The following is a 26,998-nucleotide window of genomic DNA, read 5'->3' on the forward strand; positions in this document are numbered from 1 at the left end:
GCATGACTTCCCAGTTCCCGCACCTGCTCTCGCCGCTCGATCTCGGATTCACGACATTGAGGAATCGCGTGATCATGGGGTCGATGCACACCGGCCTCGAGGACCGCGCGAAGAACACCACCCGGTTGGCCGAGTTCTACGCCGAACGGGCCCGCGGCGGCGTCGGACTGATCGTCACCGGCGGCTACGCCCCCAACCGGACGGGCTGGCTGGTGCCGTTCGGCGCGAAGCTCACCAACCGGTTCGAGGCCCGCCGCCATCGCGCCATCACGCAGGCCGTGCACGACGAGGGCGGCAAGATCGCGTTGCAGATCCTGCATGCCGGCCGCTACAGCTACCAGCCCCTGAGCGTGTCCGCGTCGTCGATCAAGGCCCCCATCAACCCGTTTCGGCCGCGGCGCCTGACCAGCCGCGGGGTGCGCTGGCACATCCGCAACTTCGTCCGCTGCGCGCGCCTGGCCCGCTCCGCCGGCTACGACGGCGTCGAGATCATGGGCGGGGAGGGCTATTTCATCAACCAGTTCCTGTCCGAGCGCACCAACAAACGCACCGACGAGTGGGGTGGCACCCCCGAGAATCGTCGCCGCATGGCCGTGGAGATCGTGCGCCGGACCCGTGCCGCGGTGGGGCCGCACTTCGTCATCCTGTTCCGCCTGTCGATGGCCGACCTCGTCGAGAACGGGCAGAGCTGGGACGAGATCGTCTCGCTCGCAAGGGAAGTCGAGGCGGCCGGCGCCACCATCATCAACACCGACATCGGCTGGCACGAGTCGCGGGTGCCGACGATCGTGACGTCGGTTCCGCGCGCCGCGTTCGCCGACATCACCGACAAACTGGCGAAGCACGTGTCCATCCCGGTCGCGGCGTCCAACCGCATCAACATGCCCGAGACCGCCGAGGAGATCCTCACCCGCGGCGACACCCAGCTGATCTCGATGGCCCGGCCCATGCTGGCCGACCCCATGTGGGTGCGCAAGGCCGAGGCCGGCACTCCCGACGAGATCAACACGTGCATCGCCTGCAACCAGGCGTGCCTCGACCACGCGTTCGCGAACAAGCACGTCTCGTGCCTGCTCAACCCGCGAGCAGGACGCGAGACCGAACTGACGCTGCTCCCGACGCGGCGGACGAAGAACCTCGCCGTCGTCGGAGCCGGACCGGCCGGGCTGGCGGCCGCACTGAATCTCGCACAACGCGGCCACACCGTCACCCTGTTCGAGTCGCGCGACGACATCGGCGGTCAGTTCGGTATCGCGCAGAAGATCCCCGGCAAGGAGGAGTTCGCGGAGACCATCCGCTACTACCGCCGCCAACTCGACCTCGCAGGCGTCGATGTCCGCCTCGGCACCCGCGCCGACGCCGCGGAGCTGATCGCGGCCGGCTACGACGAGGTGGTCCTGGCGACCGGCGTCACTCCACGCGTGCCGGACATCCCCGGCATCGACCACCCGAAGGTGCTCACCTACGCCGAGGTGGTGCGGGACGGGAAGCCGGTCGGCAGGACGGTCGCGGTGATCGGCGCCGGTGGCATCGGCGTCGACGTCAGCGAGTTCCTCACCCACGAGCACTCCCCCACCCTGGACTTGAAGGAGTGGAGGCAGGAGTGGGGCGTCACCGATCCCGAGTCCGCGCCCGGTGCACTGACGACGCCGCAGCCCTCGCCGTCACCGCGCGAGGTGTACCTGCTGCAGCGCAAGCCCGGGCGGATCGGCGCCGGGCTGGCGAAGACCACCGGCTGGGTGCACCGCGCCGCGCTGAAGGCGAAGGGCGTGCACGAGCTGTCGGGCGTCAACTACGAGCGGATCGACGACGCCGGCCTGCACATCTCCTTCGGCGAGAAGCACGAGCGGCCACGGACACTCGACGTGGACACCGTCGTGATCTGTGCCGGGCAGGAATCGGTGCGCGACCTCGTCGACGAGCTGACGGTCGCCGGTGTGACAACCCACATCATCGGCGGGGCCGACGTCGCTGCCGAGCTCGACGCCAAACGCGCGATCGAGCAGGGCACTCGGCTCGCGGCACGGATCTGAACGCATGACCACCCCGAATCCGGGCACCGACTACGCTGCACTCTCGTGAGCCTGCCGAACCCCACCCCAGACGCCCGCGCGGTCGTGACCGGCGCCTCCTCCGGAATCGGCGAGGCCCTCGCCGCCGAACTGGCCGCGCGCGGACACTCGCTGATCCTCGTCGCCCGCCGCGGCGACGTCATGGAGAAGCTCGCCGCCCAGCTACGCGAGAAGCACGGTGTCGAGGTCGAGGTCCGCGCCGTGGACCTCGCCGACCGCGACGGCCGGGCACCGCTGGTCGCCGAGCTGTCCGAGCGCGAGATCTCGATCCTGTGCAACAACGCCGGCATCGCGACGTTCGGTCCGGTGACCGAACTCGATCCGTCGTACGAGCGCGACCAGGTCGAGCTCAACTCCGTGGCGGTGCACGACCTGACCCTCGCGGTGCTGCCGGGCATGGTGGCGCGCAAGTCGGGTGCGATCCTGATGGTGGGCTCGGCGGCCGGCAACATGCCGATCCCCAACAACGCCACCTACGCCGCCTCCAAGGCGTTCGTGAACACCTTCTCCGAGTCGCTGCGCGGCGAGCTCAAGGGCAGCGGCGTCAACGTCACCCTGCTCGCCCCGGGCCCGGTCCGCACCGAGGTCCCGGACCCGGCCGAGGCGTCGATCGTCGACAAGCTCGTCCCCGACTTCCTGTGGATCTCGAGCGAGTACGTCGCGAAGGTCTCACTCGACGCGCTCGCCGCGAACAAGATGCGCATCGTGCCCGGCATCCTGAGCAAGGGCATGTCGGTGGCCGGGCAGTACAGCCCGCGCGCCGTCATCGCCCCCATCGTCGGCACGTTCTACAAGAAGCTGGGCGGCTGACCCGACGCGCGTCAACCGCGCGTCAGGGCTCGGCCGGGGGCCGTCAAGCCCCCGTCAAGAACCGACCGACGGGCACGGGACCGGCGTAGTCCTGAGAGTGACCCCGCTCCACCCGGATGCGGGCAGCCCTCAGGAGACGCCGGTGACCCTGCTCGATCTCTTTCCGTCGCTTCGCACGACGATGACGCCGCGACTGGATCCGGCACTGTGGCCGACCACCACCGACCACGACGACCGCGGCCGGATCCGGGTCGGCGGAGTGGCGCTCGACGACATCGCCGACCAGTACGGCACACCCACCTATGTCCTCGACGAGGCCGACGTCCGGCACCGCTGCCGCGGGTACCGCGCCGCGTTTCCCGAGGCCGAGATCGCCTACGCCGGCAAGGCGCTCATGATCCGCGCGGTCGCCGACTGGGTGACACGCGAGGGGTTGTCCGTCGACGTGTGCTCGGCGGGCGAACTCGCGATCGCGCTGTCCGCGGGCGTCGATCCGGCGCGGATCATCCTGCACGGCAACGCCAAGACCGCGACCGAACTGCGGGCCGCGGTCGACGCCGGGGTGGGCCGGATCGTGGTCGACTCCCTCACCGAGGTCCGTCTTCTCGCCGCGATCGCGACCCGGCGCGTCCAGGTGCTGGTGCGGGTCACGCCGGGCATCGACATCCACGGCCACCCCGCGGTGACGACCGGGGTCGACGACCAGAAATTCGGATTCCCGCTGTCCCACGATCAGGCGGGCAATGCGGCACGGCTGATCCTCGAGCAACCGAACCTCGAACTCGTCGGTCTCCATTGCCATCTCGGATCCCAGATCGCCGACGCCGACTGCTTCCGGTCCGCGGTCCCGCTGCTCGTCGGTCAGATGGCGCAGATCCGCGCCGATCACGGCGTCATCCTCACCACGTTGGACCTCGGCGGTGGGCATGCCGTGCCCTACCGGCCCGGCGACCCGGCGTCCGATCCGGCGGTCCTGGCCGGGGTGATCGACGACGCCCTCGACGACGCGTGCGCACGCAACCGCTTCCCCCGCCCGCAGATCGTCGTCGAACCGGGGCGGGCAATCGTCGCCCGCGCCGGTGTCACCCTCTATCGCGTCGTGTCGACGAAGACCCGGACCGGCGGCCGCACCTTCGTCTCCGTCGACGGCGGCATGAGCGACAACCCTCGGGTCGCGCTGTACGGGGCCCGATACGACGTCGTGATCGCCAACCGGCACCCACAGGTCCCTCATGCGCCGATGACCGTGGTCGGGCGGCACTGCGAGGCCGGCGACGTCATCGCCGAGGACGTCTCGCTCCCGGTCGACCTGCACCCCGGGGACGTCATCGCCGTGCCGTGCACGGGCGCCTACCATCACAGCCTCGCCTCGACATACAACGGCGTCGGCCGGCCACCGGTGGTCGCGGTGCGCGACGGGCACATTCGCGAGTTGATCCGCCGTGAAACCGTCGCCGATCTGATGGCCCGGGAGACCGGTACCGGTGAGTGAGACCACACCCGCTCGAACAGACCACCCGGACGGATAGTGACGTGGCACACATCCACACGTCCGTCCAGGAGGAACCCTGTGAAGACCCGCGCCGCCGTCATCACCGAAGCGCCCGGCACCTACAAGGTCGTCGACCTCGAGCTCGAGGGCCCCCGCCAGAACGAGATCACCGTCAAGATGGTCGCGTCCGGCCTGTGCCACTCCGACGACCACATCGCCAAGGGCGACCACGGCGTGGGCCGCTACCCCATCTGCGGCGGCCACGAGGGCGCCGGCGTCGTCGTCGAGGTCGGCCCGCACACCGTCGGCTGGGAGGTCGGCGACCACGTCGTCTTCTCGTTCCTGGCCGGCTGCGGTCGCTGTCGTTGGTGCGCCAAGGGCCTGCAGAATCTGTGCGACCGGGGCGCGGCGATCATGACCGGCGGCCGACCCGACGACCCGAACAGCTACCGCCTGTCGCTCGACGGCGCGGCCGTCGCCCAGACCTGCGGACTCGGCACGTTCAGCGAATACACCACGGTGAGCATCGATTCCGCGGTCAAGGTCGACAAGGATCTCCCCCTCGAGACGCTGTGCCTGCTCGGCTGCGGCGTCGGCACCGGCTGGGGCGCCGCCGTGAACTCGGCACAGGTGTACCCGGGCCACACGGTGATCGTGATGGGCGTCGGCGGTATCGGTATCAATGCCGTGCAGGGTGCGGCCCACGCCGGCGCAGCCCACGTCATCGCCGTCGACCCCGTCGAGTTCAAGCGCACCACCGCCCTCGAATTCGGCGCCACGCACGCGGTCGCGACGATGGAGGAGGCCACCGAGATCGCCCGCTCGTTCACCAACGGCCAGGGCGCCGACTCCGCAATCGTCACCGTCGGCGTCACTACGGGTGAGCATGTCGCACAGGCGTTCTCGTCGATCCGCAAAGCCGGCACCTGCGTGGTGACCGGGCTCGGCAAGATGGAGGACGTGGGTCTGCCGATCAGCCTGCTCGAGCTCACGCTCTACCAGAAGCGCATCCAGGGCTCACTGTTCGGCGCCTCCGCACCCAGCGCCGACATCCCGTGGATGATCGAGCTGTACAAGTCCGGCAAGCTCGAGCTCGACAAGCTCGTGACCTCCACCTACAAGCTCGACGACATCGCTCAGGGCTTCATCGACATGCACGAGGGCCGGAACATCCGCGGCGTCGTCCTGTTCGACTGACCGTCGCATCGGTACCGGGCGCGGTCACCGCCGTCGCCTGCGCCCGGTACCGAAAATGCTCCGCGAGATCTCCCGGCCCGCCGCCGACGCCGCCGACCGGAGGAAACTCTTCACCGCGGTGTTCCCGAGGATCTGCTCGGCGACGCTCGGGCCCTCGTTCGGCGCGGGCGGCGGCGGCAGGTCCGGAAGATCCGGCAGCGGTGGCACATCCAGCGTCGGATCCAGGTTCGGTGCGCCCGAGACCTTCGCCGTCAGCAGTTCGTACGCCGACTCCCGGTCCACCGTCTGCCCGTACTTCGCCTGCAATCCGCTCTCCCCGGCCGACGCCCGGATCCCGTCGTCGCCGATCGTGTCCATCAGGGACCGCGGTGGACGAATCCGCGTCCACGCGACCGGCGTGGGCGCACCCTTCTCCGACAGCACGGTGACGATCGCCTCACCGGTCCCGAGGGACGTGAGCGCCGTCTCGAGGTCGTAGTGTTCGGTCCGCGGATACGTGCGGACCGTCTTCGTCAGCGCCTTCTGGTCGTCCGGGGTGAAGGCGCGCAGTGCGTGCTGCACCCGCGCTCCGAGCTGGGACAGCACGGCATTCGGGACATCGGTGGGCAGCTGGGTACAGAAGAAGACGCCCACGCCCTTGGACCGGATCAGCTTGACGGTCTGCTCGACCTGCGCCAGGAACGCCTTGGACGCGTCCTTGAAGAGCAGGTGAGCCTCGTCCAGGACGAAGACCAATTTCGGCTTGTCGAGGTCACCCTCCTCGGGCAGCGTCTGGAACAGGTCGGCGAGCACCCACATCAGGAACGTCGAGAACATCGCCGGACGCGCTGCCTGCGCACCGAGTTCGAACAGCGTGACCACCCCACGGCCGTCGGCGGAGAGTCGGAGTAGGTCCTCCGTCTCGAACTCCGGCTCACCGAAGAAGGTGTCGCCGCCGTCGGCCTCGAGATTGACGAGTGCGCGCAGGATCACACCCGCCGTGGCCGCCGACACACCACCGATGCCTTTGAGGTCGACCTTGCCCTCGTCGGACGTGAGATGCGCGATCACCGCCCGCAGATCCTTCAGATCCAGCAATGCCAGACCGCGGGTGTCGGCCCAGTGGAAGATCAGCCCCAGCGTCGACTCCTGCGTCGCGTTGAGCCCGAGGACCTTGCCGAGCAGGATCGGCCCGAAGCTCGTGATGGTGGCCCGCACCGGGATCCCGATGCCCTCGGCGCCCAGGGACACGAACTCGACCGGGTACCCGGTGGGCGCCCAGTCCGGGTCCCCCGTCAGGGCGGCACGGCCGACGATCTTGTCGTTCGACTCGCCCGGCGCCGACAGCCCGGAGAGGTCACCCTTCACATCCGCCATCACGACGGGAACGCCTGCCGCCGAAAGCTGTTCGGCGATGACCTGCAGAGTCTTCGTCTTGCCTGTTCCGGTCGCGCCGGCGATCAGCCCGTGCCGGTTGACGGTCGCCAGCGGAATCCGCACCCGGGCGGACGCATCCACGGTCCCGTCGACCACGACCGTTCCGAGTTCGAGTGCCGCACCCTCCGACGCATAACCGGACGCGATCTCGGCGGCAGCTTTCGCGAGCCGGGCCTTCTCCTCCGACGTCGGGTCGACCGTCATGTGGTGTCCTCCTCGAGCAGAAAGCGTGCGGGAAGTTCTCCACCCTGGACGATATCCCGCCCGCGCCTGACTACTGTGTTTCTCGTGCAAGACAAATTGGTATGGATCGATTGTGAAATGACGGGGCTGCGACTCGGCACCGACAAGCTCATCGAGATCGCGGCCCTCGTGACCGACAGCGACCTCAACATCCTGGGCGAAGGTGTGGACATCGTCATCCACGCCGACGACGCGGCGCTGGCGGACATGCCCGACGTCGTGACCCAGATGCATGCGAAGTCGGGTCTGACCGAGGAGGTGCGCGCCTCCACGGTGACGCTCGCCGAGGCCGAGCAGATGGTGCTGGCGTACATCCGTGAGCATGTTCCCGTCGCCGGCACGGTGCCGCTCGCCGGCAACTCGATCGCGACAGACCGCGGCTTCATCGCCCGCGACATGCCCGAACTCGACGGACACCTGCACTACCGCATGATCGACGTCAGCTCGATCAAGGAACTGTGCCGACGCTGGTACCCGCGGATCTACTTCGGCCAACCGGAGAAGGGCCTCTCACACCGCGCACTGGCGGACATCAAGGAGTCGATCCGCGAGCTGCGGTACTACCGGCGCACCGCCTTCGTCGCGGATCCCGGCCCCTCGAGCACCGAGATCGCGGCCGCGGTGAAGGAGCTGGGCCCCGCCTGACCAGCCGATTGGCACTTTGGTCGATCAACAGGCTAATATTCATCTCGCTGCAGCAACCGGCCTTGCCGGGAGCGACAGTGATGGTGACTGTAGTTCAGTTGGTAGAGCACCAGGTTGTGATCCTGGGTGTCGCGGGTTCGAGTCCCGTCAGTCACCCGAAAGAAAAGCCCCCGGCATCGCCGGGGGCTTTTCTCGTTTCTACCGACGCGCCCGCTCCCCCAGCCGCGCCGCACTCGCCGCACTCGCCCCGCGTTTCGCGCACTTATCGCGCCCCTCCCCACACCAGCCCTGCGTTTCGCGCACTTATCGCGCCGGCCGCGCCCCTCGAGGACCGCAAAGTGCGCAAAACGCGAGGTGGAAGCACTGGCGTGACGGGATTCACTTTCAGCGACTCCACGACACACACAAATCGCCCTGAACAGGAATTTCTCCCAAGTCCCACTCAGCGGGACTGCCAATGAACCGTTTGTTCAGTCTGGCCCTACTGTGACGCACAGCATCAACGATGCAGGGCATGACACATGCCACATTCCCCGATCCGCACCACATGAAGGAGCTTCACATGGGTTCTTCCGACGCCGACCTCGCCCTGATCAAGCAGATCCAGCCGGTCGTTAGCGGCATCGGCGGCGTTCTCGCCGGCGCAGGGGCAATCCTGGGCCTGGTTGGCGCCATCAACGCCTTCCTCTGATCCAACAGAGGCGCAAGACCGTTCAGAAAGAAGTGGCCGGCACCCGATCGGGTGCCGGCCACTTCTTTTTGTTGCCGCGCGGCAGGAACGTTCAGCCGCCAGATGCCGTCAGATGCCCTCAGTCGAACAACGTCGGCGCGTCGGTGCCGTTCGTGTCGTCGACCGGACGAGCGGCGCGCGCGCCTGGTTCGGCTTTACGTACCACGGTCAGGGTCGTCGTCCGGCGTGAGAGCCGGTGCCCGTCGGCGTGTTCGAGCAATGCCATGCCGTGTCGGACCTCGAGAACAGTCCACGGGCCTGCATGGCCCGCCGTCTGAACGAGATCCCCGACTCCCACCGTTACCACGCTCAGCTCCCGTTCCTTCGGACGATTCGGTCACACCCAGACTAATCGTCTGTCACGCGTTGCCGGCGCGCCAGGTCTCCCACGGGATGTTCCAGTCGCCGAGCCCGTCCGTGCCGGACAGTGTCCCGCCGACGGTGTTCTCGACGATCACGATGTCGCCGCGCTTGGTGTTGTCGTAGATCCATTTGGCGTTGGACGGGCTGAGGTTGAGGCATCCGTGGCTGACGTTGCGCGAGCCCTGGTCACTGATCGACCACGGCGCGGAGTGGAAGAAGATGCCGCTGTACGACATTCGTGTGGCCCAGTCGACGGGCGTCTTGTATCCGTCCGGCGAGGTCACCGGGACGCCGTAGGTCGACGAGTCCATGACGAGGTGGTCGAACCGGTCTCCGATGACGTAGACGCCGTTGTCGGTCGGGGTGCTGTCCTTGCCCATCGAGGTCGGCATCGTCTTCACGGTCTTCCCCGACACGTCGACGGTCACCTGCTTGGTGTCGTCGTCGACTTTCATGATGACGGCGTCGCCGATCGTGAACGACGAACGCACGTCCTCCTGCCCGAACAGCCCCTTGCCGAGGTCGCGGCCGTACGCCTTGACGTCGACGCTGACCTTGGTGCCGGGAGCCCAGTAGTTCTGCGGACGCCAGCGCACCTCGCGGTTGTTGAGCCAGTAGAAGGCGCCCTCGACCGGCGGCACGGTGACGACCTCGATCGCAGCCTCCGCGGCCTTGCGATCCGGAATGTTCTCGTCGAACTGGATGGCGACCGGTTGCCCGATACCGACGACGCTGCCGTCCCAGGGCATCACGTAGGGCTTGGTGAGGTTCCCGGGGGCGCTGGTCGTGAACGACAGGGCGGTCGACGTCGAGCCACCGAGTCCGTACGCGTCGGCCCTGAGCGTGTACTTCCGGTTGTAGCCGAGCGGCTCGGTGTTGGTCCACGACAATCCGTCCGGAGCAACAGCGCCCGCGACCCGCTTGCCTTCCGAGTTCCGCAGATCGACGTCGGCGAGTCGACCGTCGGTCACGCGGACCTCGACCGGATCACCGGGCGAGAAGCCGACGGCACCGTCGGCGACCGCGGTGGTGAGCTTCGGGTGGATCAGTGCGAGGACCGGATTGGAGTCGATCGGCCCCGCATCGGAGGCGGAGGCTCCGGCCGCGCCGGTCGAGATGGTGCAGCCCGTGACGAGCATCACCATCCCCAATGCTGCTGCGGCGACCGCCGCGGTGACGGGCATCCTCGATCTCGTCGCCCCACCTCCGCGCCGACGACACCCACCGCGACTGACCTTCATCAAAACCCCACTTCACACTGCACAACTGCCGAGGCGAGCCCCTTCGGCCGACCCCACACGCGTGCCGGCCCGGTAGTCCCTGCAGCACCCGCGTCACTGCATGATGCCAGGTTCGCGGAGCCGACCTCCGCGACGTGCCGGGCGGGTGAGTAACGGTCGAATACCGATCGCCACCTGCGGCTCGAGGGGTGCCCGGGTGCAGATTTGCTTTCGCTCGAAGCCGTCCGCTAATGTTCTCTTCGCACCGAGCGAGGGACACCTCGTGACGAGCAATGCGCCTATAGCTCAGTTGGTAGAGCAAGTGACTCTTAATCACTGGGTCCGGGGTTCGAGTCCCTGTGGGCGCACGCTAGTTCACTAGCAGCCGGTTTTCCGGCAAATGGGCATGCGCCTATAGCTCAGTTGGTAGAGCAAGTGACTCTTAATCACTGGGTCCGGGGTTCGAGTCCCTGTGGGCGCACCGTGAAAGGCCCCCGCACTTCATGTGCGGGGGCCTTTCGTCGTTTCCGGCCGAACGCTCGATGCCCTCGATGCCTCCGATGCCTCCGAAACGACGAACGGGACGTCAGGTAATGTGTGACCTGACGTCCCGTTCGAACTGCCGGACGCGACCCGGTCGCGTCAGCGGAAGATCTTGCGCAGCACCAGCAGCCCGACGACAGCACCGGCACCGATGAGGGCCGCCTTCACGGCGGGCTCGTTCAACTTGGCGAGGACACTCTGCTTGGTGGTCTCGACCAGCCGCTTCGGGTTGGTGCGGACCGCGAGCACGTCGAGTGTCTGCGCGAGTTGATTGCGGGCGTTCTCGATGTCCCGCTCGATGCTCTCGGTGTCCCTGGGCACGTGTCCTCCAACTGGTTCGAATCGGTGCGGCTGCGTTGCTGCTGCGCCGGTCACGCTACCGGCACGGCTCGACACAACCGTAGAGCAGAAGGCACTGCGGAGCGTCGCGCGGACCTCCCGGGGACGGACTGTGGCCGTCGGGGGCCGTCGGGGGCCTTCGGTAGCCTCAGTCGCTGTGACCGACAACAGGCTCGCCCCCGGCGACATCGCACCCGACTTCACCCTGCCCGACGCCGACGGCAACGAGGTGTCGCTCGCCGACTACCGCGGCCGCAAGGTGATCGTGTACTTCTACCCCGCTGCGAGCACGCCGGGCTGCACCAAGCAGGCGTGCGACTTCCGCGACAGCCTCGCCGAACTCAACGAGGCCGGCCTGGACGTCGTCGGCATCTCCCCCGACAAGCCGGCCAAGCTCGCGAAGTTCCGCGACAACGAGGGCCTGACCTTCCCGCTGCTGTCCGATCCCGAGAAGACGACGCTCACCGCGTGGGGCGCGTTCGGCGAGAAGAAGATGTACGGCAAGGTCGTCCAGGGCGTCATCCGCTCGACGTTCCTCGTCGACGAGGACGGCAAGATCGAGGTGGCGCAGTACAACGTGCGCGCCACCGGTCACGTCGCCAAGCTCCGCCGCGACCTGTCGGTCTGACACCGACCCCGGCCGAGCCGTCAGCCGAGGCCCTGCAGGAACAGGGCCTCGGCGACGGCGAGGTTCTCGATCTCCGACGGATCCACGCTCTCGTTGGGCGCGTGGATCAGTGCCCGCGGTTCCTCGACGCCCATCAGCACGATCTCGGCGTCGGGAAACTGTCCGGCCACGACGTTGCACAGCGGGATCGTGCCGCCCTGCCCCGCCACCGCGACATCGGTACCGAACGCCTCCGCGAGCGCGGCCGTCAGCGCGGTGTATCCGGGGCCGGACGTCTTCGCCCGGAACGGCGATCCGACGGCCTCGCGTTCCACCGTCACCCGGGCGCCCCACGGCGCGGACTTCTCGAGATGCGCGATGAGTGCGTCCTGGGCCGCGACCGGATCCATGCCCGCCGGCACCCGCAGATTGAGGCGGGCCGATGCCCGCGGCTGGATGGCCGCCGCGGATCCGACGACCGGCGGCGCGTCGATTCCGAGGATGGTCAGTGCCGGGCGCGCCCACACCGCGTCCGCGACCGACCCCGAACCGGTGAGGCGGACCCCGTCGAGCACGCCGGCGTCGGCCCGGAACTGTTCCTCCGGGTACTGCGCGCCGTCCCAGTCCTGGGCGGTGTCGAGCCCGTCGACGACGGTGTTGCCGCCGTGATCGCGCAGGGTGGAGAGCATCTGCACGAGCGCAGCCAGGGCGTCCGGCGCGGAACCGCCGTACATGCCCGAATGCAGTTCGCCCGCGAGGGTTTCCACGTGCACGACGACGTTCGCGATTCCCCGCAGGCTGGTCGTGAGGGTGGGCCGGCCGACGGCGACGTTGCCGGTGTCCGCGATCACGACGACGTCGGCGGCGAACAGTTCGGGGCGCTGCTCGACCAGATCCTCGAGTCCCCCGCCGCCCGTCTCCTCGGAACCCTCCGACACGATGCGGACCCCCACCGGCAGCGGCCGCCCCGACCCGGCCAGCGCCCGCAGCGCGAGCAGGTGCATGACGACGTTGCCCTTGCAGTCCGCGGCGCCGCGGCCGTACCACCGGCCGTCGCGCTCGGTGAGGTCGAACGGCGGCGTGGTCCACAGCGCCTCGTCGCCCGCGGGTTGGACGTCGTAGTGGCTGTAGAGCAGCACCGTCGGCGCGCCGTCGGGTCCGGGTTGGTGTCCGACGACCGCGTGTGACCCGTCGGACGTCTCGATCAGTTCGACGTGACCGATCCCGGCCGCCCGGAAGGCGTCGGCGACCCAGTTCGCGGCGCCGGCGCACTGATCGGGCGGGGCCTGCCGGGGATCGGCGATGGAGCGGAACGCCACGAGCGCGGCGAGTTCGTCACGCGCGGTCGGCATCATCTCCCGGATCCGGGTCCGAATCTCGTCCGACGTCTGCACCACCACGGCCACCTCCAGCAATCTCGGGTCGCATCCGAGCCTACGATCCGGAGACCACCGACGGGGCGTTGTGGCGCTAGGAGTCGTACCGCGCCACGAGACGTTCGACACCGTCGAGGAGCAACGACAGCGCGAACCGGAAATCGGCTTGCTCCCAGTCGACGTCGTCCTCCTCGAAGGCGCCGCTGCCCAGCGCCGACAGGACGGCGGGAAACTGCGCCGGATCGAGGATCTGCGGCAGGATGCGCGCGTAGTTGTCCGGTTCCGCGTCCGGGACGAGATCCATGGCGAATCGTGCACGTCCGATGACGTGCACCGAGACGTTGAGCGCGATCTGCACCTTGACCGCCTCGGGCAGCCCGGCCGATGCCAGGCACCCGAGGGCGGCCTCGAGCCAGGCCACGTTGTTCGGCCCCAGCGGCGCGCCGTTGATCGGGAGCCGCAGCCACCATCGGTGGCGCATGAGGGCGTCGTATTCGGCGTGCGCCCACATCTCGAGCCCTTCCCGCCACGACAGGGTCGGCGGAATCGTCGGCGGTGGGCCGAGGACGCGGTCGGAGATCAGTTCGAGCAGCTCGTCCTTGCTTTCGACGTACCGGTACAGCGACATCGTGGTGAAGCCCAGACGCTTCGCGACCCGCGCCATCGACAGCGACGCCACACCCTCGTCGTCGGCCAGTTCGATGGCGGCGTCGAGGATCTCGGGCACGCTCAGGCCCCGCTTGGGGCCGCGGCTGCCGGATTCGCCCAGTCCCCAGGCAAGTTCGACGACCCGAGGCAGTGCCGCGCCGTCAGTGGTCTCCATCCGCGTCACCGCTCCTCGCTCCCGCTGAACTCTTGCGCTCATCCTAAAACTGCGTATGTTGTAAACAGTTGTGTATGACGTACACAGTTTCGGGGAGGAAGTCACGTGAACGAATCACAATCCACACACGCCATCGCGGTCACCGGCCTACGGAAGACCTTCGGCGACCGCACGGTGCTGGACGACCTGGATCTCCACGTGCCCTCCGGCAGCGTGTTCGCGCTGCTCGGGGCCAACGGCGCGGGCAAGACCACCACGGTTCGCATCCTGTCGACCCTGCTGCCGTTCGACGCCGGGCGGGTCGAGGTGGCGGGACACCAGCTGCCGTCACAGGCCCGAGCGGTCCGCACCGACATCAGCGTGACCGGCCAGTACGCATCGGTCGACGCACTGCTCACCGGCCGCGAGAACCTCGCCCTCCTGGGCGATCTGCATCACCTCGGCCGTCGCGAATCGCGGCGCCGCGCAGACGAACTCCTCGAGCAGTTCGATCTCACCGCCGCCGCGAACCAGCGCGCCGACAGCTACTCCGGTGGCATGCGCCGACGCCTCGACCTCGCGATGAGCCTGGTCGCGCGTCCGCGGGTGCTGTTCCTCGACGAGCCGACGACCGGGCTCGACCCGCGGAGCCGCCGGGACGTGTGGGCGATGGTGCGTGAACTGGTCCGCGACGGCACCACCATCCTGCTGACCACCCAGTACCTCGACGAGGCCGACGAACTCGCCGACCGGATCGCCGTCCTCGATGCCGGCCGGATCGTCGCAGAAGGCACCGCGGACGAGCTCAAAGAGCTGGTCCCCGGCGGGCACGTGGAGATCACGGTGCACGACCCGGCCCAACTCGCTCGCGCGAGCGCGGCGCTGTCCGACGCCGTCGTCGACCTCGACAACTCGACGCTGCAGATCCCCACCGACGGCAGCATTCGCTCGCTCAAGGCGCTGCTCGACCGCATCGACGATCCGGCGCTGTCGGTCGACCGGTTCACCCTGCACACCCCCGATCTCGACGACGTGTTCTTCGCCCTGACCGGCGCCGCACGCAAGGAGGAAGTCCGATGACCGTGTCGACCCCGACCGCGCACGAACCGATCTCCGCGGTGTCGGACTCCTGGACGATGTTGCGGCGGAATCTCACCCACATCTCACGCAGCCCGGACACGATGATCACGGCCCTCGTCCTGCCGCTCATGTTGATGGTGATGTTCGTCTACGTGTTCGGCGGTGCCATCGATACCGGCGGCGCCTACGTCGACTACGTCGTACCGGGCATCATCCTGCTGTGCGCCGCGTTCGGTGCGGCCACAACGGCGGTGAGCGTCTCCAGCGACATGACCGACGGCATCATCGACCGGTTTCGCACCTTGCCCATCGCGCGGTCCGCGGTCCTGACCGGGCACGTGCTGGCAAGTGTCGTGCGCAACATGATCACGACCGCGATCGTCGTCGTGTTCGCACTGCTGATCGGGTTCCGACCGACGGCGGATCCCGTGCGGTGGCTCGGGGCGATCGGGATCATCGCGCTGTTCGTGTTCGCGTTGTCGTACTTGTCGACCGCGCTCGGGTTGCTCGCGAAGAACCCGGAGGCCGCGAGCGGCTTCACGTTCGTCTTCCTGTTCCTGCCCTATGTCAGCAGCGCTTTCGTTCCGGCCGAGACGATGCCGAGCTGGCTGCAGTGGTTCGCCGCCAACCAGCCGGTCACCCCCGTCATCGAAACGGTTCGCGGGCTGTTGATGGGCACCCCGATCGGAAACAGCGCCGCGCTGGCCGTGCTCTGGTGTGCCGCCGTCGCCGCCGCCGGATTCGTCGGCGCCACGACGCTGTACCGCAGGCGAACCACGCGTTAGCGGTACCGGGAGAAACACCAGAACGGGAAGGTCGTCGAATCTGGCGGCAAAGACCGATAATCTGTGCTCGTGGAGTCCACTACCAGCCGCCGTCCCCCTCGCAGGGTGGACCCCGCGCTGGAGGTCCAGAGCGACCCCCAGGAACTGATGCCCCGGAAACGCCCCACGCAGGAGCGCAGCCGACGCAAATTCGATGCCCTGCTGGCCTCGTCACGCGAGTTGCTGGTCGACGTCGGCTTCGAGTCGTTCACGTGCGAGGAGGTCGCGGCACGGGCGGATGTGCCCATCGGCACGCTGTACCAGTTCTTCGCGAACAAGTACGTGATCGTCTGTGAACTCAACCGGCAGGATCTGAAGGGCGTACAGCAGGAGCTGGAGGCGTTCAACGGGGAGGTCCCGTCGCTCGACTGGCTGCGGTTCCTCAACAAGTTCGTCGATCACATGGCCGGGCTGTGGACGTCGGATCCGTCACGCCGCGAGGTGTGGCTGGCGATGCAGTCGACGCCGTCGACGCGGGCCACCGGTGTGATCCACGAGAAGGCGCTCGCCGAGCAGATCTCCCTCATGCTCGCCCCGCTCACCCCGCACACACCCCGCGAGCGCCGCACGATGATGGCCGAGGTCCTCGTCCACGTCGTCTACTCGATGTTGAACTTCTCCGTCCAGGACGGCCAGAGCCACAGCGACGCCGTCGCCGAACTCAAGCGATTGATGGTCGCGTACCTCCTGGTGGCCGAGAAGGAAGCCCGCTCCAAGTAGCCCGATCGGGTCGCGTCGGCGCCGTCGAATCAACGGAACACGGTGGGCACGTCCAGTCTGTGCTCGACACGACTGACGACGGGTAGGCGCGCGATGGCGTAGCGGGCATCGACCTTGGGCGCCCCGGAACGGTCGACCGGAATCGACGGGCGGATGGCTCGACCGTCACGGTCGACCAGCCACACCATCGGGCACGTCGTCCCGGGGCTGCAGTGATCGGACGGTGGTCGGCGGGTCTTCCCGAACCACGCCTCGATCCACCATCCCGGCGGATCCGAATGCTCCGACAATGCGGCCAGCAGGTCACCGAGATCACCCTCGCGCCGCACTTCGTCCACCGTCTCGGTGGTTCCGGCGGGCTGCTGTCCGTCGGCGCCGAAGTACGTCCAGCCCGCGCCTCCGCCGCAAGTGACGACGGCGACCGGATCGAAATCGTCAGGGACCGTTCCCGGTTCAGGCGGCTCGAAGCTCTGTGGCGCCGGCCGAGGGAAGTGACCGGGGAACATTCCCGGGTCCAGGCAGGTCACCTCCGCAACCGCCTGCGCCGGGTCGGGACGGTCCGGTTGGCGTTCGTGCAGCTGGATCGCTCCGGCCGTCGCAGCGCCGACCGCCAGGGCAACCAGGCCAAGGTCCCTCGCCTTCATCGTGTCGACGATATCCACGGCGGGGTCGGTGAGAGGACAGAACGAGGCCGGCCGACGGATTGTGTCCGTCGACCGGCCTCGTGTTCTTCCGTGCTCGATCAGCCGATGGGCTGGATCGGGTCAGGTTCTTCGATCACGACCATCGCCCCCGCGACGTCACCGTCGTGGGTGAGCGAGAGGTGGATCTTCGCGGACGGCAGGAACTGCGCGGCCTCGTCGTGCAGCTTGATCGTCGGACGCCCCCAGGCGTCGTTGACGACCTCGACCTGCACGTAGGCGTTGTCCCCGACGGCCGGCGGCCGGGCGAACCGCGAGGCCGCCCACGCCTTGATCACGGCTTCCTTGGCCGCCCAGCGGACCGCGTAGTGCCGGGCCGGTTCACTCTTGGCCTCGCAGTAGCGCCGCTCGCCGGGCCGGAAGCTCGACTTCATCGCGGTGCCGGGACGCTTCAGCTGCTCCTCGAACTCCGAGATCGTGACGACGTCGAAGCCGATTCCGAGAATTGCCATCACTGGCACCCCGGCTTTCCGGCGCGGTACACGTCGTCGGCGCCCAGGCGCGCATCCTCGGTGAGGAGCATGTCGGCCTCGAGCTGACGGGATGCCTTGGCGGGCACCGAGTCCCCACCGAAGCGACGGTCCGCCGGACGCTCGTACAGGCTGTCGCCACCGCACATCGCCGACGCCAGACGACGCTGGCCGTCGATGGTGCGCTGCTGCGCCTGCGCCAGGTAGGCCGCGCGCTGGTCCACCGGGATGGACTCGACGAACGCCTGCGGGTGCACCACCGCGATTAGGCCCGACACGTGACCGAAGCCGAGGCTGGTCAGCAGGCCGGCCTTGAGCGCGAACTGGTCGCCGAAGCGCAGCGGGGTCCGCGGCCACACCAGGTGGGAGAACTCCGCCATCTTGTCGTCGACGCAGTCGAGGCTGCGGTTCGGCGGGATGACGCCCTGGCCGAGGACCTGGCACAGGCCGATCAGCTGGAACGCTGCCGCGCCGCCCTTGGCGTGACCGGTGAGCGTCTTCTGCGAGATCACGAACAGCGGGGCACCCTCGCTGCGGCCCAGGGCCGCGGCCAGACGCTCGTGCAGTTCGGCCTCGTTCGGGTCGTTCGCCGCCGTCGAGGTGTCGTGCTTGGAGACCACCGAGATGTCGTCGGCGGTGACTCCGAGCGCGTTGAGCGACAGCGCGAGCTGCGAATCCGCTCCCCCGCGTCCGGCGCCGAGGGCACCGATGCCGGGGGCCGGGATCGAGGTGTGGACACCGTCGGCGAACGAGCCCGCCCACGCGACCACACCAAGAACCGGCAGACCCATCTCGAGGGCCAGGTCGCCCCGGGCCAGCAGGATGGTGCCGCCACCGGCGGACTCGACGAATCCGCCGCGACGGCGGTCGTTGGCCCGCGAGAAGCGGCGATCGCTGATGCCCTTGGCGGTCATCTCGTCCGACTTCGCGGTCGCCGACATGTCACCGAAGCCGATGATGCCCTCGATGCCGAGGTCGTCGAAGCCACCGGAGACCACCAGCTTGGCCTTACCGAGCTTGATCTTGTCGACGCCCTCCTCGACGGAGACCGCGGCCGTGGCGCACGCCGCAACCGGGTGCACCATCGCGCCGTAGCCACCGACGTACGACTGGACGACATGCGCCGCAATCACATTCGGCAGGGCCTCCTGCAGGATGTCGTTGGCGCGGGACTCGCCGAGCAGCGTGTCGATGTACAGCGAGCGCATCGACGTCATGCCGCCCATGCCGGTGCCCTGGGTGTTGGCGACGAACGCCGGGTGCACCCAACGGAGCAGCTCGGACGGGGTGAAGCCACCGGTGAGGAACGCGTCGACGGTCGAGACGATGTTCCACAGGCCCACGCGGTCCACGGATCCGGCCATGTCGGCGGGGATGCCCCACTTGGTGACGTCGAATCCGGTCGGGATCTGACCGCCGACCGTGCGGGTCAGCTTCGCCTTGCGCGGCACGCGGATCTCGGTGCCGGCCTTGCGGGTGACGGTCCAGTCGCCGCTCTCCGGGTCGACCGCGGCGGTCGTGTTCTCCGGATCGGAGTCGACGAACGCCCGGGCCTCCGCCTCGGAGCCGACCACGAAGGACAGGTCCTTGTCGATGAAGACCGACGTCAGCAGCGGCGCCGTGTTGTCGACCATCGCGCCCTCGTCACCGTAGGTGCGGATACCGCACCGTTCGACGACGGCGTCGTGGTAGCGGTCGGCGATCTCCGCCTCCGGCACCAGATCGCCGGACTCGGCGTCGTACCAACCGGCGACCGGGTCGTTCTCCCACGTCACCAGGCCGGTGTTCCACGCCAGCTCGAGCACGCCGGCCGCCGAGAGCTGCTCGTCGACCTCCATCTCGAAGCGGGTACGCGACGAACCGTAGGGTCCGAGCTCACCGGCGCCGACGATCACGACCAGGTCCGCGGGATCGACGTCCAGCTCGGGCCAGGAAGCGATCGCGGGCATCTGGACCGCACGCGGCGGAGCGGGCAGTGCCGCAATCGAATTCGCGTCGTCTCCGGCCGCGTCGGCCTCCTTGCCGGCGTTCTCGGCCGCCTCGGCGGCCTCCTTCGCCAGCGCCGGCAGATCCAGGTCGACCTCGGCGAGGCCACCGGTGAGATCCACCAGGCGCGGCGCCACCGCAGCGGCACGCTTGGCCTCCGCCGTGCACGAGGACAGCAGTTCGGTGGCCATCTCGTCGGTGGACCAGGTACGCACGCCCTTGGCCTCGACGGCCTCGACCATCGGGTCGTTGCCGCCCATCAGGCCGGTGCCGCGCACCCACCCGATCAGCGCGTGGACGATCGTGACCCGCTCCGCCCAGGTGCGCTCGGCCGACCAGCGTCCGACGACCGCGTCGAGCGCGGCCTTCGACTCGCCGTACGCGCCGTCGCCGCCGAAGAGGCCGCGGTTCGGGGAACCGGGCAACACCACGTGCAGGTGGGTGTCGACGTCGCTGTCGTAGCCGATCTTCGACAGGCCGCCGATCAGGCGCTCCACCGACCACAGCAGGACCCGCATCTCCATCTCGGCGCGGGCGCCGGCGTCGGAGAGTTCCCCGGCGACGCGAGGTGCGGCGAACGGGAACAGCATCGTCGGCGTCATCGCCTCCTTGACGAGCTTCTTCGCACCACCGGCGGTCTCCGTCTGGACGTTGCCGACCCAGTCGATGAGCGCGTCGACGTCCGCGTAGGACGCCATGTTCGCGGGCACCACCCACAGGGCGGCACCGGCGCGGGCGTTGTCGGCGTAGAGCTTGCGGTAGAAGCCCAGCCGCGAATCGTCGAGACGCGAGGTGGTCACGACCACCGTCGCACCGCCACCGAGCAGCTTGCCCGCCACCGACGCGGCGATCGAGCCCTTGCTGGCGCCCGTGACGACCGCGATCTCGCCGACGTACTGGCCGGTCTCGTCGATCGGGACGACCGCGACCTGCGCGATGCGGCCGTACAGCTCGGCCTGCGTGGTGCGGCCTTCCGTGGTGGCGCGCTGCTGCCACCACCGGGCGTGGGTGGCCACGGCGGCACCGGCACCATCGAAACGCTCGACGGTCAGATCGGTCTCGCCGATCCAGGCGCGGGCCAGGTCCTCGCGAGCGGTGGCCCAGCGGTCGTCGATCAGGACGGCCTTCTTGGCGTCGAACGCGGGGGCGACCAGACGCGGCCAGTCCGAACCCAGCTCGGCCGACACGAGGTCGACGAGAGCGGTGTCCTCGGTGGCGACGGCGGCGGCTGCCGCGTCGCTGAAGCCGAGCTGCTCGAGCACCAGACGGGCCGCGGAGGCCAGCACGCCGTTGCGGCCGGTGATGTGCTCGGTGAACTCACCGAGCGCGGCCGCGTCGACGGTACCGCCCGCGCCGCCACCGGCAGCCGGCATCGACACGGCGACACCGCGTCGACCTGCCACGGCCTGGACGGCCGCGTCGACGAGTGCGTCGACGGTGGCACCGTCGGCGATCGCACCTTCGTGCAGGCCACCCATCGCGCCACCACGCACGCTGGAGCCGTCACGGGTACCGAGCGCGACCTCGGCGGTCACGTGGCTCGCCCAGCCGTCGCCGAGCTCCCAGACCTTCTTGACCCGGTCCGCGATCGCGGCGGGGCGACGACCCGACGGGCCGAACACCTTCCGCAGGTGATCGTTGATCGAGTCGGACAGCACCGGGCCGAACGGCTTGTAGGTGCGGGCCAGACGGTCGACCGTCACCGCGAGCGAACCCATGTCGGCGTCCGCGGCACCGTCGATCGCGCCGAGCGACAGCTCCGCGCCGAGGTCGACGAGCAGCTGGTTACGGCGCGAGGACACGCCGTCGCACAGCGCCTCGATGGTGTCGGCGGGACCGATCTGGTCCGGGCGCAACTTCGTCCACAGTGCGATGAGCACCTTGGTGGCGTCGGCGGCCTTGAACGCGATGTCGTCGGGGCGCGGTCCACCGCTCGGAGCGGCCGGAGCCGCGGCGGGGGCGGCGGCAGCGGCAGCCGGAGCGGCGGAGGCCGCGGGCGCTTCCGGCTCGTCGTCCTCCACCGGCGCCGGATCGACGTCGGTGCTGTAGACGACCGACGCCTCACGCTCGATGTTGAGGACCTCGACCGTGGTGTGCGCGTGCTCGTCGAGCTTGAGGGTCTGCGACGCGAGGTTCGCGACGGTCGGGGTGGCACCCAGACCGATCTCGACGAACCGCTCGACACCGAGACCACCGTCGGCCTCGTCCGTGAAAAGCAGGTCCTGCGTCTCGATCCACCGGACCGGGCTCGCGAACTGCCAGGCCAGCAGCTCGACGAGGATGACGCGGGTCAGGGCGACCGGGCGTGCCGCCCAGCCGTCGAAGTCCGCGAGGACCGTCTGCAGCTGCTCCGACGGCACCAGGTCCGCGATCTCCTGGACGAAGTCGCGACCGAGGTTGAACAGCCTCGGCACCAGGTTCGGGATGTAGCGGCCGATCAGCAGCGACGGGTCGATGTCCTGCGGCAGCAGCTCGTCGAGCTTGGCGCGGAAGTCGTCCACACCGCCCCGCAGGACGGTCGAGTGGAACGGCACGTCGATGCCCGGCACCACGATGAACGCGCGCTTGCCACCGAAAGCCTCACGGCGGATGTCGATCTCGCGCTCGAGAGCGGCGAGGCCCTTGACCGTGCCGGCGATCGCGTACTGCGAACCCTTGAGGTTGAGGTTCACGATCTGAAGAAATTCTCCAGTACGAGCTCCGATTTCACCGACGAACGCCTGCAGTTCGTCGTCGGCGACGCCGATCTGCGACGGACGGATCGCGGCCATGCGGTAGTCGCTGCGACCCGCGGCGTCGCGGGGCACCAGCTCGTGCATCGCCGAACCGCGCTGGAACACCACCTCGAGCAGCGCCTCGAGCGGCAGCACTCCGGCGACCGCGGTGAGCGCGTTGTACTCACCGACCGAGTGACCGGCCAGGTAGGAGCCCTCGATGAAGGCGCCGGACTCGCGGAGCTCGGCGACCTGCGCGACACCGAGAGTCGCCATCGCGACCTGGGTGAACTGGGTCAGGTGCAGCACGCCGTCCGGGTGACGGTGCTCGACGCCACGCGCCTTGACCAGCGTCGGGTTGTCGCGGACGACGGCGAGGATCGAGAAGCCGAGGGCCTCACGGGTGTGCTTGTCGGCACGCTCCCACACCTCGCGGGCGGCCTTGCTGCGCGAGCGGGCGTCGAGGCCCATGCCCGGACGCTGGATGCCCTGGCCGGGGAACGCATAGATGGTCTTCGGGGCGGCGGTGCGGCCGGACGCGACCATCACCAGGTCGCCGTCGACGCGGCAGCCGACCTCGACGATCTCGGCACCGCGATCGGTGGCGATCCGGTCGACGCGGACGTCGATCTCGGCACCGGGGCGGACCATGCCGAGGAACCGTGCGGTCCACGCGGTGAGGCGGCGTGCCGGCGTCTTCGACGTCGGGTCGACGGCCGTGACCGCCTGCTGCGCAGCGGCCGACAGCCACATGCCGTGCACGATCGGGCTGCCGAGGCCGGCGAGCAGTGCCGCGGCGTCGGACGTATGGATCGGGTTGTGGTCACCGGAGACGCGGGCGAAGGCCGCCATGTTGCGCGGGGCGACCATCTTCAGGTCACGACGACGGCGACGCGGGGTCTCCGCGACGTCGGCGGACAGCGAACCCCCGGCGCGCGCCGGGTCGGCCAGCTCGCCCTTGCCGGTGCGGCCGCGGATCGCGAAGCGCTCCGTGAGCGTCGCGACGGCGGGAGCGTCGAGGCCCTCGCCGAGCATCGCGCCGACCTCGACACGCACCTCGACGACGCGACCCATGTCGGTGTCGACGATCTCGCCGGCCTCGGCACGGACCACGAGAATGCTGGTCTCCGAGGGCAGTTCACCGACGAGGTTCACCGCGTGGTCGAGGTGGACCAGGTCGAGCATGCCCTCGATGACGTGGATGCCGGACTCGGTGGTGGCGGCGCCGAGGGCGGCGAACACGGCCGGCCAGCAGGCGCCGACGACGACGTCGGGCACCGCGTTGCCGCTGGTGCTCACGGTCTCCGGCAGGCCGACACCGGTGACACCGGCGTGGTCGGCGATCAGGTCCGGGGTCCACGCCAGGTTGATGTGCGCGACACCGCCCTTGACCACCGGAAGCTCCTGGCCGGCAGCGACACCGAGCAGTGCCGACATCGACGCCTCGGCGTCGGCCTCGGTGACGACGGGCGCGCCGCCGTCACGGACCGCGGCGGGCACGGTGATGCGGATCTCGACGGCCTTGCCGAGGGCGAGCGGCACCGTCAGGTCGACGTGCTCGGAGCCGGCGACGACGAGGCGCGCGCCGGTCTTGTCGTGGCTCGCAACGGTGTCGGACTCGATGGTCCACTCGGCGACGTCGCCGAGGCGGCGGACCGGGTTCTGCGTCAGGCGCGCGGCCCACAGCACGTCGGGTGCGGTGAGTACGGCGTCGAGCAGACCGGTGCCGAAGCCGCCGTGGCGGCGACCGGCGACCGGGGTCGGGACGGCGCCGGTCGCGACGAGTTCGTCGGCGGTGGCCTTCTCGAAGCGGTCCAGCAGTTCGCCGACCGGCTCGTCGACGCGGGTGATGCCGGCGACCGCGACGGTGCCGGGGATGACGCACACCTGGTCGGCGCCGTAGCGCGGATCGTGGGCCTGCCACAGCGAATCCGAACGCCACCAGCGGCGGACGTCGCCGTCGACGACGGGCACGAAGTTGACGGGCTTACCGGGCGTCTTGCACAGCGCCGTGAAGAACGGGACGTCGGCGGGATGCAGGACCGTGGTGGCGTAGTCGGGGTACGCAGCCTCGAGCGCGCACAGCGCGGCGAACGGCTGATCGAGCGCAGCCGAATCGGCGAACAGCGTCTGGATCGGTCCGCGGTCGTTGCGGTGCAGGCGGGCCTCGGCGCGCTGGAGCATCTCACCGAAGCGGTCACGCCACGAGACGTCGAGCCACACCGACTGGGTGGCCTCGGCGATCGCGTCCTGCACGTCGCCGCCGCAATCGAACGCCTGCGGGGAGTCGACGCCGACGGCGAGCTCGAGGTAGCGGCGCAGCCACTGCTGGTAGGTCATGGCCGCGACGTCACCGAAGTACGGCTTGGCGGTCACGTCCAGCGCGGCGATGATCTCGTCGCGGCGGGCGGCGACGGCCTCGGCGTCACCGGCGACCTCGTCGAGCAGACGACCGGTGCGGGACGCGGCGTTGTCGATCTCGTGGATGTCGGCGCCGAGCTGGCTGCGGCCGGACGCCATGCCGCCCTCGGCGGTACCCGCACCGACCCAGTCGGGGGTGCCGGGGGTGTCGACCAGCAGCTGCTTGACCTCGGGCGAGGTGGTGGCCTCGAGGGTGGCCATCGCGGCGGTGCCGACGAGGATGCCGTCGAGAGGCATTGCCGGGAAGCCGTATTCGGTGGACCAGCGACCGGTCAGGTAGTCGGCAGCCCGCTCCGGGGTGCCGATGCCGCCGCCGACGCACAGCACCAGGTTCTCCCGGGTGCGCAGTTCGGCGTAGGTGTCGAGCAGCAGGTCGTCGAGGTCCTCCCACGAGTGGTGACCGCCGGCGCGGCCGCCCTCGATGTGCACGATGACGGGGAAGTCCGGAACCTCGTTGGCGATGCGGACCACCGAACGGATCTGCGCGACGGTGCCCGGCTTGAAGGCGACGTAGCTGAAGCCGGCCTCGGTGAGCTCCTCGATGATCGAGACGGCTTCCTCGAGCTCGGGGATGCCCGCGGTGACGACTACGCCGTCGAACGGGGCACCCGCGGCGCGGGCACGCGGGACGAGACGCTTGCCGCCCACGTGCAGCTTCCACAGGTACGGGTCCAGGAACATCGAGTTGAACTGGACGGCGCGACCGGGCTCGAGCAGGCCCTTCAGCTCCTCGACGTTGTCGGCGAAGATCTGCTCGGTGACCTGGCCGCCGCCGGCCAGCTCGGCCCAGTGGCCGGCGTTCGCCGCGGCAGCGACGATCTTCGGATCGACCGTCGTGGGGGTCATGCCCGCCAGCAGGATCGGCGAGCGACCGGTGAGCTTGGTGAACGAGGTCTCGACGGCGACGCGGCCGCCCGGCAGCTGAACCGCCTTGGGCGCGAACTCGTTCCACGCGCGCGGAACCTCGGGTGCGGCACCCGGGGTGAGGAGGTTGCGGTGACCGCCGCGGGTGGACGCGGCGATGATGCCGACGCCACGGCCGCGCAGGCCGGCCGCGGTCATGCGGGTGAGCAGGTCGCCGGGGCCCAGGTCCAGGATCCAGGCGGCACCGGACTCGACCGCGCCGTCGACGGCATCGACCCAGTCGACCGGATCGACCAGCACGGCCTGCGCGAGGGCACGCACCTGCTCGGCGTCCAGGCCACAACGGGTGGCCCAGCCACCGATGATGTCGACGGCCTCGTTCAGGGCCGGGTGATGGAAGCCGACCTCGACGGACAGCGACTCGAAGACCGGGGCGAACACCGCACCGCCGCGAGTCTTGGCCTCACGGGCGCGAGTCTCGTCGGCCGCGATCTGCTCGCAGCGCTGCTGCACGCGGGCCAGCTGGGCCGGCGGACCGGACAGCACGACGCGACGACGGCCGTTGCGGATCGCCATGACGGCGGCGCGCTCGGGCTCCTGTCCCTCGGAGACCTGCGCGACGATCGCAGCCAGGCGCTCGGGATCGACGTTGGAGACGGCCAGCATCGGCGCGCGGTCCGCGGTCGCGATGATGCCGCGGCGGCGGCCGACGAGACCGGCGGCGGCACCGATGAGCTGGGCAGTGGCGAGCAGCGCCCCGTCGGCGACGCCGCCACCCTGGACCGCGGCGGCGGCGATGAGACCCTGCGAGTGGCCGATCGTCGCGACCGGCGCGGTCTCGGCGGGATCGAGGCCCTGCTGCTGCAGCGCACGCAGCGCGGCGAGCTGGGTGAGGAATACACCGGGCAGCGACACCGCGGCGGACGTCAGGGCTGCGGCGGACGGGCCCGCGGCGCCGGCGGTGTCGTCGTCGTCCGCGAGTTCCTGCTCGAGGATCCACGCGATCGGGTCGAAGCCGACCGGGCGAACGACGAGGAGATCCTGCGCGACGGGCTCGAGCAGTGCGGCGGCCTCGTTCACGAGGTCGGTGAGCGTCGGCTCCAGCGCACTGTCACGGGCGAGCTCGGCGAGGGCACTCAGCCACGGCGCGCCCTGGCCTCCGAAGGCCAACGCGTAGGGCTCCCCCGCGCGCAGCCGGTCCACGAGCGGGCCCTGTGCGGAGGACCGGGCAGAAGCCCGATCCGAACCGAACTGGCTGCTCTCCCTCGAGGTTCGTCCGTTTCCTGCAGTGTCGTCGATCGTCACTGAAGTTAAGTCCTCTCCTGGTCCCGCGACGGGACGTAGGTCGTGGTCGGCCGCCCTC

The 26,998-nt window shown here is 69.4% G+C and carries 19 protein-coding genes and 3 tRNA genes; 13 read left to right on the top strand and 9 right to left on the bottom strand.

Translation table 11 applies throughout. From position 1 onward, the window contains the following. Positions 1–2: 2 nt before the first annotated feature. The 4 genes from IJ15_RS0101560 (at position 3) to IJ15_RS0101575 (ending at position 5,571) form a co-directional block, all read left to right on the top strand. A complete protein-coding gene (locus tag IJ15_RS0101560; protein ID WP_031936595.1) occupies positions 3–2,033 on the top strand; it encodes an NADPH-dependent 2,4-dienoyl-CoA reductase in 2,031 nt (676 codons plus the stop codon). 45 nt (positions 2,034–2,078) lie between these two features. Then, positions 2,079–2,882, top strand: coding sequence for a mycolate reductase (cmrA, locus tag IJ15_RS0101565; RefSeq protein WP_031936596.1), 804 nt, complete (start codon positions 2,079–2,081; stop codon positions 2,880–2,882). A gap of 142 nt (positions 2,883–3,024) precedes the next feature. After that, complete coding sequence (lysA, locus tag IJ15_RS0101570; RefSeq protein WP_031936597.1) at positions 3,025–4,374, top strand: diaminopimelate decarboxylase; 1,350 nt, start codon at positions 3,025–3,027, stop codon at positions 4,372–4,374. Between the two features lie 78 nt (positions 4,375–4,452). After that, a complete protein-coding gene (locus IJ15_RS0101575; RefSeq protein ID WP_031936598.1) occupies positions 4,453–5,571 on the top strand; it encodes an NDMA-dependent alcohol dehydrogenase in 1,119 nt (372 codons plus the stop codon). Between the two features lie 24 nt (positions 5,572–5,595). Here IJ15_RS0101575 and IJ15_RS0101580 read toward each other — a convergent pair whose 3' ends face one another. Continuing rightward, a complete protein-coding gene (locus IJ15_RS0101580; protein WP_031936599.1) occupies positions 5,596–7,191 on the bottom strand; it encodes a helicase HerA-like domain-containing protein in 1,596 nt (531 codons plus the stop codon). 84 nt (positions 7,192–7,275) lie between these two features. On the opposite strand from IJ15_RS0101580, the gene orn reads away from it, so the two are divergent. The 3 genes from orn to IJ15_RS26885 all read left to right on the top strand — a co-directional run bounded on the left by orn (position 7,276) and on the right by IJ15_RS26885 (position 8,566). Further along, positions 7,276–7,875 carry an oligoribonuclease gene (gene orn, locus IJ15_RS0101585; RefSeq protein WP_031936600.1) on the top strand — a complete coding sequence of 200 codons (600 nt, stop codon included), beginning with the start codon at positions 7,276–7,278 and terminating at the stop codon, positions 7,873–7,875. 83 nt (positions 7,876–7,958) lie between these two features. Next, a tRNA-His gene (locus IJ15_RS0101590) sits at positions 7,959–8,031 on the top strand. A 406-nt stretch (positions 8,032–8,437) separates the two neighbouring features. Then, positions 8,438–8,566, top strand: coding sequence for a hypothetical protein (locus tag IJ15_RS26885; RefSeq protein ID WP_031936601.1), 129 nt, complete (start codon positions 8,438–8,440; stop codon positions 8,564–8,566). Between the two features lie 118 nt (positions 8,567–8,684). Here the strand turns inward: IJ15_RS26885 and IJ15_RS0101600 are convergent, their stop codons facing one another. Continuing rightward, entirely contained in the window at positions 8,685–8,918 is a 234-nt protein-coding gene (locus IJ15_RS0101600) for a hypothetical protein (RefSeq protein WP_231569386.1), read from the bottom strand. A 46-nt stretch (positions 8,919–8,964) separates the two neighbouring features. Beyond that, the gene (locus tag IJ15_RS0101605; RefSeq protein ID WP_081880527.1) at positions 8,965–10,209 is read right to left on the bottom strand and encodes a L,D-transpeptidase; all 1,245 of its coding nucleotides are present in this window, start codon (positions 10,207–10,209) and stop codon (positions 8,965–8,967) included. A gap of 274 nt (positions 10,210–10,483) precedes the next feature. Here IJ15_RS0101605 and IJ15_RS0101610 point away from each other — a divergent pair. Together IJ15_RS0101610 and IJ15_RS0101615 are read left to right on the top strand one after the other, a co-directional pair. After that, positions 10,484–10,556 (top strand) — tRNA-Lys (locus IJ15_RS0101610). 40 nt (positions 10,557–10,596) lie between these two features. After that, positions 10,597–10,669 (top strand) — tRNA-Lys (locus IJ15_RS0101615). Positions 10,670–10,830: 161 nt separating this feature from the next. On the opposite strand, the gene IJ15_RS0101620 is transcribed toward IJ15_RS0101615, so the two are convergent. Further along, entirely contained in the window at positions 10,831–11,052 is a 222-nt protein-coding gene (locus tag IJ15_RS0101620; RefSeq protein ID WP_031936604.1) for a DUF3618 domain-containing protein, read from the bottom strand. A 175-nt stretch (positions 11,053–11,227) separates the two neighbouring features. Here IJ15_RS0101620 and bcp point away from each other — a divergent pair, with 175 nt between their 5' ends. Then, positions 11,228–11,698, top strand: coding sequence for a thioredoxin-dependent thiol peroxidase (bcp, locus tag IJ15_RS0101625; protein ID WP_031936605.1), 471 nt, complete (start codon positions 11,228–11,230; stop codon positions 11,696–11,698). 20 nt (positions 11,699–11,718) lie between these two features. Here the strand turns inward: bcp and IJ15_RS0101630 are convergent, their stop codons facing one another. Together IJ15_RS0101630 and IJ15_RS0101635 are read right to left on the bottom strand one after the other, a co-directional pair. After that, on the bottom strand, positions 11,719–13,077 hold the full coding sequence (locus IJ15_RS0101630) for a dipeptidase (protein WP_031936606.1): 1,359 nt from the start codon (positions 13,075–13,077) through the stop codon (positions 11,719–11,721). 70 nt (positions 13,078–13,147) lie between these two features. After that, positions 13,148–13,876 (bottom strand): TetR/AcrR family transcriptional regulator, encoded by a 729-nt coding sequence (locus IJ15_RS0101635; protein ID WP_031936607.1) that lies wholly within the window; start codon positions 13,874–13,876, stop codon positions 13,148–13,150. 105 nt (positions 13,877–13,981) lie between these two features. Between IJ15_RS0101635 and IJ15_RS0101640 the strand changes: the two genes are divergently transcribed. The 3 genes from IJ15_RS0101640 to IJ15_RS0101650 all read left to right on the top strand — a co-directional run bounded on the left by IJ15_RS0101640 (position 13,982) and on the right by IJ15_RS0101650 (position 16,479). Beyond that, a complete protein-coding gene (locus tag IJ15_RS0101640; protein WP_031936608.1) occupies positions 13,982–14,935 on the top strand; it encodes a daunorubicin resistance protein DrrA family ABC transporter ATP-binding protein in 954 nt (317 codons plus the stop codon). Then, positions 14,932–15,720: an ABC transporter permease gene (locus tag IJ15_RS0101645; protein WP_051918436.1), complete on the top strand. Its 789-nt coding sequence runs from the start codon at positions 14,932–14,934 to the stop codon at positions 15,718–15,720. Before IJ15_RS0101640 ends, IJ15_RS0101645 begins: the two co-directional genes overlap by 4 nt. A 105-nt stretch (positions 15,721–15,825) precedes the next feature. Next, positions 15,826–16,479, top strand: coding sequence for a TetR/AcrR family transcriptional regulator (locus tag IJ15_RS0101650; protein WP_407983953.1), 654 nt, complete (start codon positions 15,826–15,828; stop codon positions 16,477–16,479). Between the two features lie 29 nt (positions 16,480–16,508). Here the strand turns inward: IJ15_RS0101650 and IJ15_RS0101655 are convergent, their stop codons facing one another. The 3 genes from IJ15_RS0101655 to IJ15_RS0101665 all read right to left on the bottom strand — a co-directional run bounded on the left by IJ15_RS0101655 (position 16,509) and on the right by IJ15_RS0101665 (position 26,940). Then, on the bottom strand, positions 16,509–17,123 hold the full coding sequence (locus IJ15_RS0101655; protein ID WP_156111983.1) for a hypothetical protein: 615 nt from the start codon (positions 17,121–17,123) through the stop codon (positions 16,509–16,511). Positions 17,124–17,221: 98 nt separating this feature from the next. Further along, a complete protein-coding gene (gene acpS, locus IJ15_RS0101660) occupies positions 17,222–17,632 on the bottom strand; it encodes a holo-ACP synthase AcpS (protein ID WP_031936612.1) in 411 nt (136 codons plus the stop codon). After that, the gene (locus IJ15_RS0101665; protein ID WP_031936613.1) at positions 17,632–26,940 is read right to left on the bottom strand and encodes a type I polyketide synthase; all 9,309 of its coding nucleotides are present in this window, start codon (positions 26,938–26,940) and stop codon (positions 17,632–17,634) included. Before IJ15_RS0101665 ends, acpS begins: the two co-directional genes overlap by 1 nt. Positions 26,941–26,998 lie beyond the last annotated feature (58 nt).

It is taken from the genome of Prescottella defluvii (genome assembly GCF_000738775.1).
Taxonomy (GTDB): domain Bacteria; phylum Actinomycetota; class Actinomycetes; order Mycobacteriales; family Mycobacteriaceae; genus Prescottella; species Prescottella defluvii.

Coding starts and splice junctions, on each gene's coding strand:
- acpS (WP_031936612.1), bottom strand. CDS start 17,632: ATGGCAATTCTCGGAATCGGCTTCGACGTCGTCACGATCTCGGAGTTC.
- IJ15_RS0101605 (WP_081880527.1), bottom strand. CDS start 10,209: ATGAAGGTCAGTCGCGGTGGGTGTCGTCGGCGCGGAGGTGGGGCGACG.
- IJ15_RS0101580 (WP_031936599.1), bottom strand. CDS start 7,191: ATGACGGTCGACCCGACGTCGGAGGAGAAGGCCCGGCTCGCGAAAGCT.
- IJ15_RS0101655 (WP_156111983.1), bottom strand. CDS start 17,123: ATGAAGGCGAGGGACCTTGGCCTGGTTGCCCTGGCGGTCGGCGCTGCG.
- IJ15_RS0101635 (WP_031936607.1), bottom strand. CDS start 13,876: ATGGAGACCACTGACGGCGCGGCACTGCCTCGGGTCGTCGAACTTGCC.
- IJ15_RS0101560 (WP_031936595.1), top strand. CDS start 3: ATGACTTCCCAGTTCCCGCACCTGCTCTCGCCGCTCGATCTCGGATTC.
- IJ15_RS26885 (WP_031936601.1), top strand. CDS start 8,438: ATGGGTTCTTCCGACGCCGACCTCGCCCTGATCAAGCAGATCCAGCCG.
- IJ15_RS0101645 (WP_051918436.1), top strand. CDS start 14,932: ATGACCGTGTCGACCCCGACCGCGCACGAACCGATCTCCGCGGTGTCG.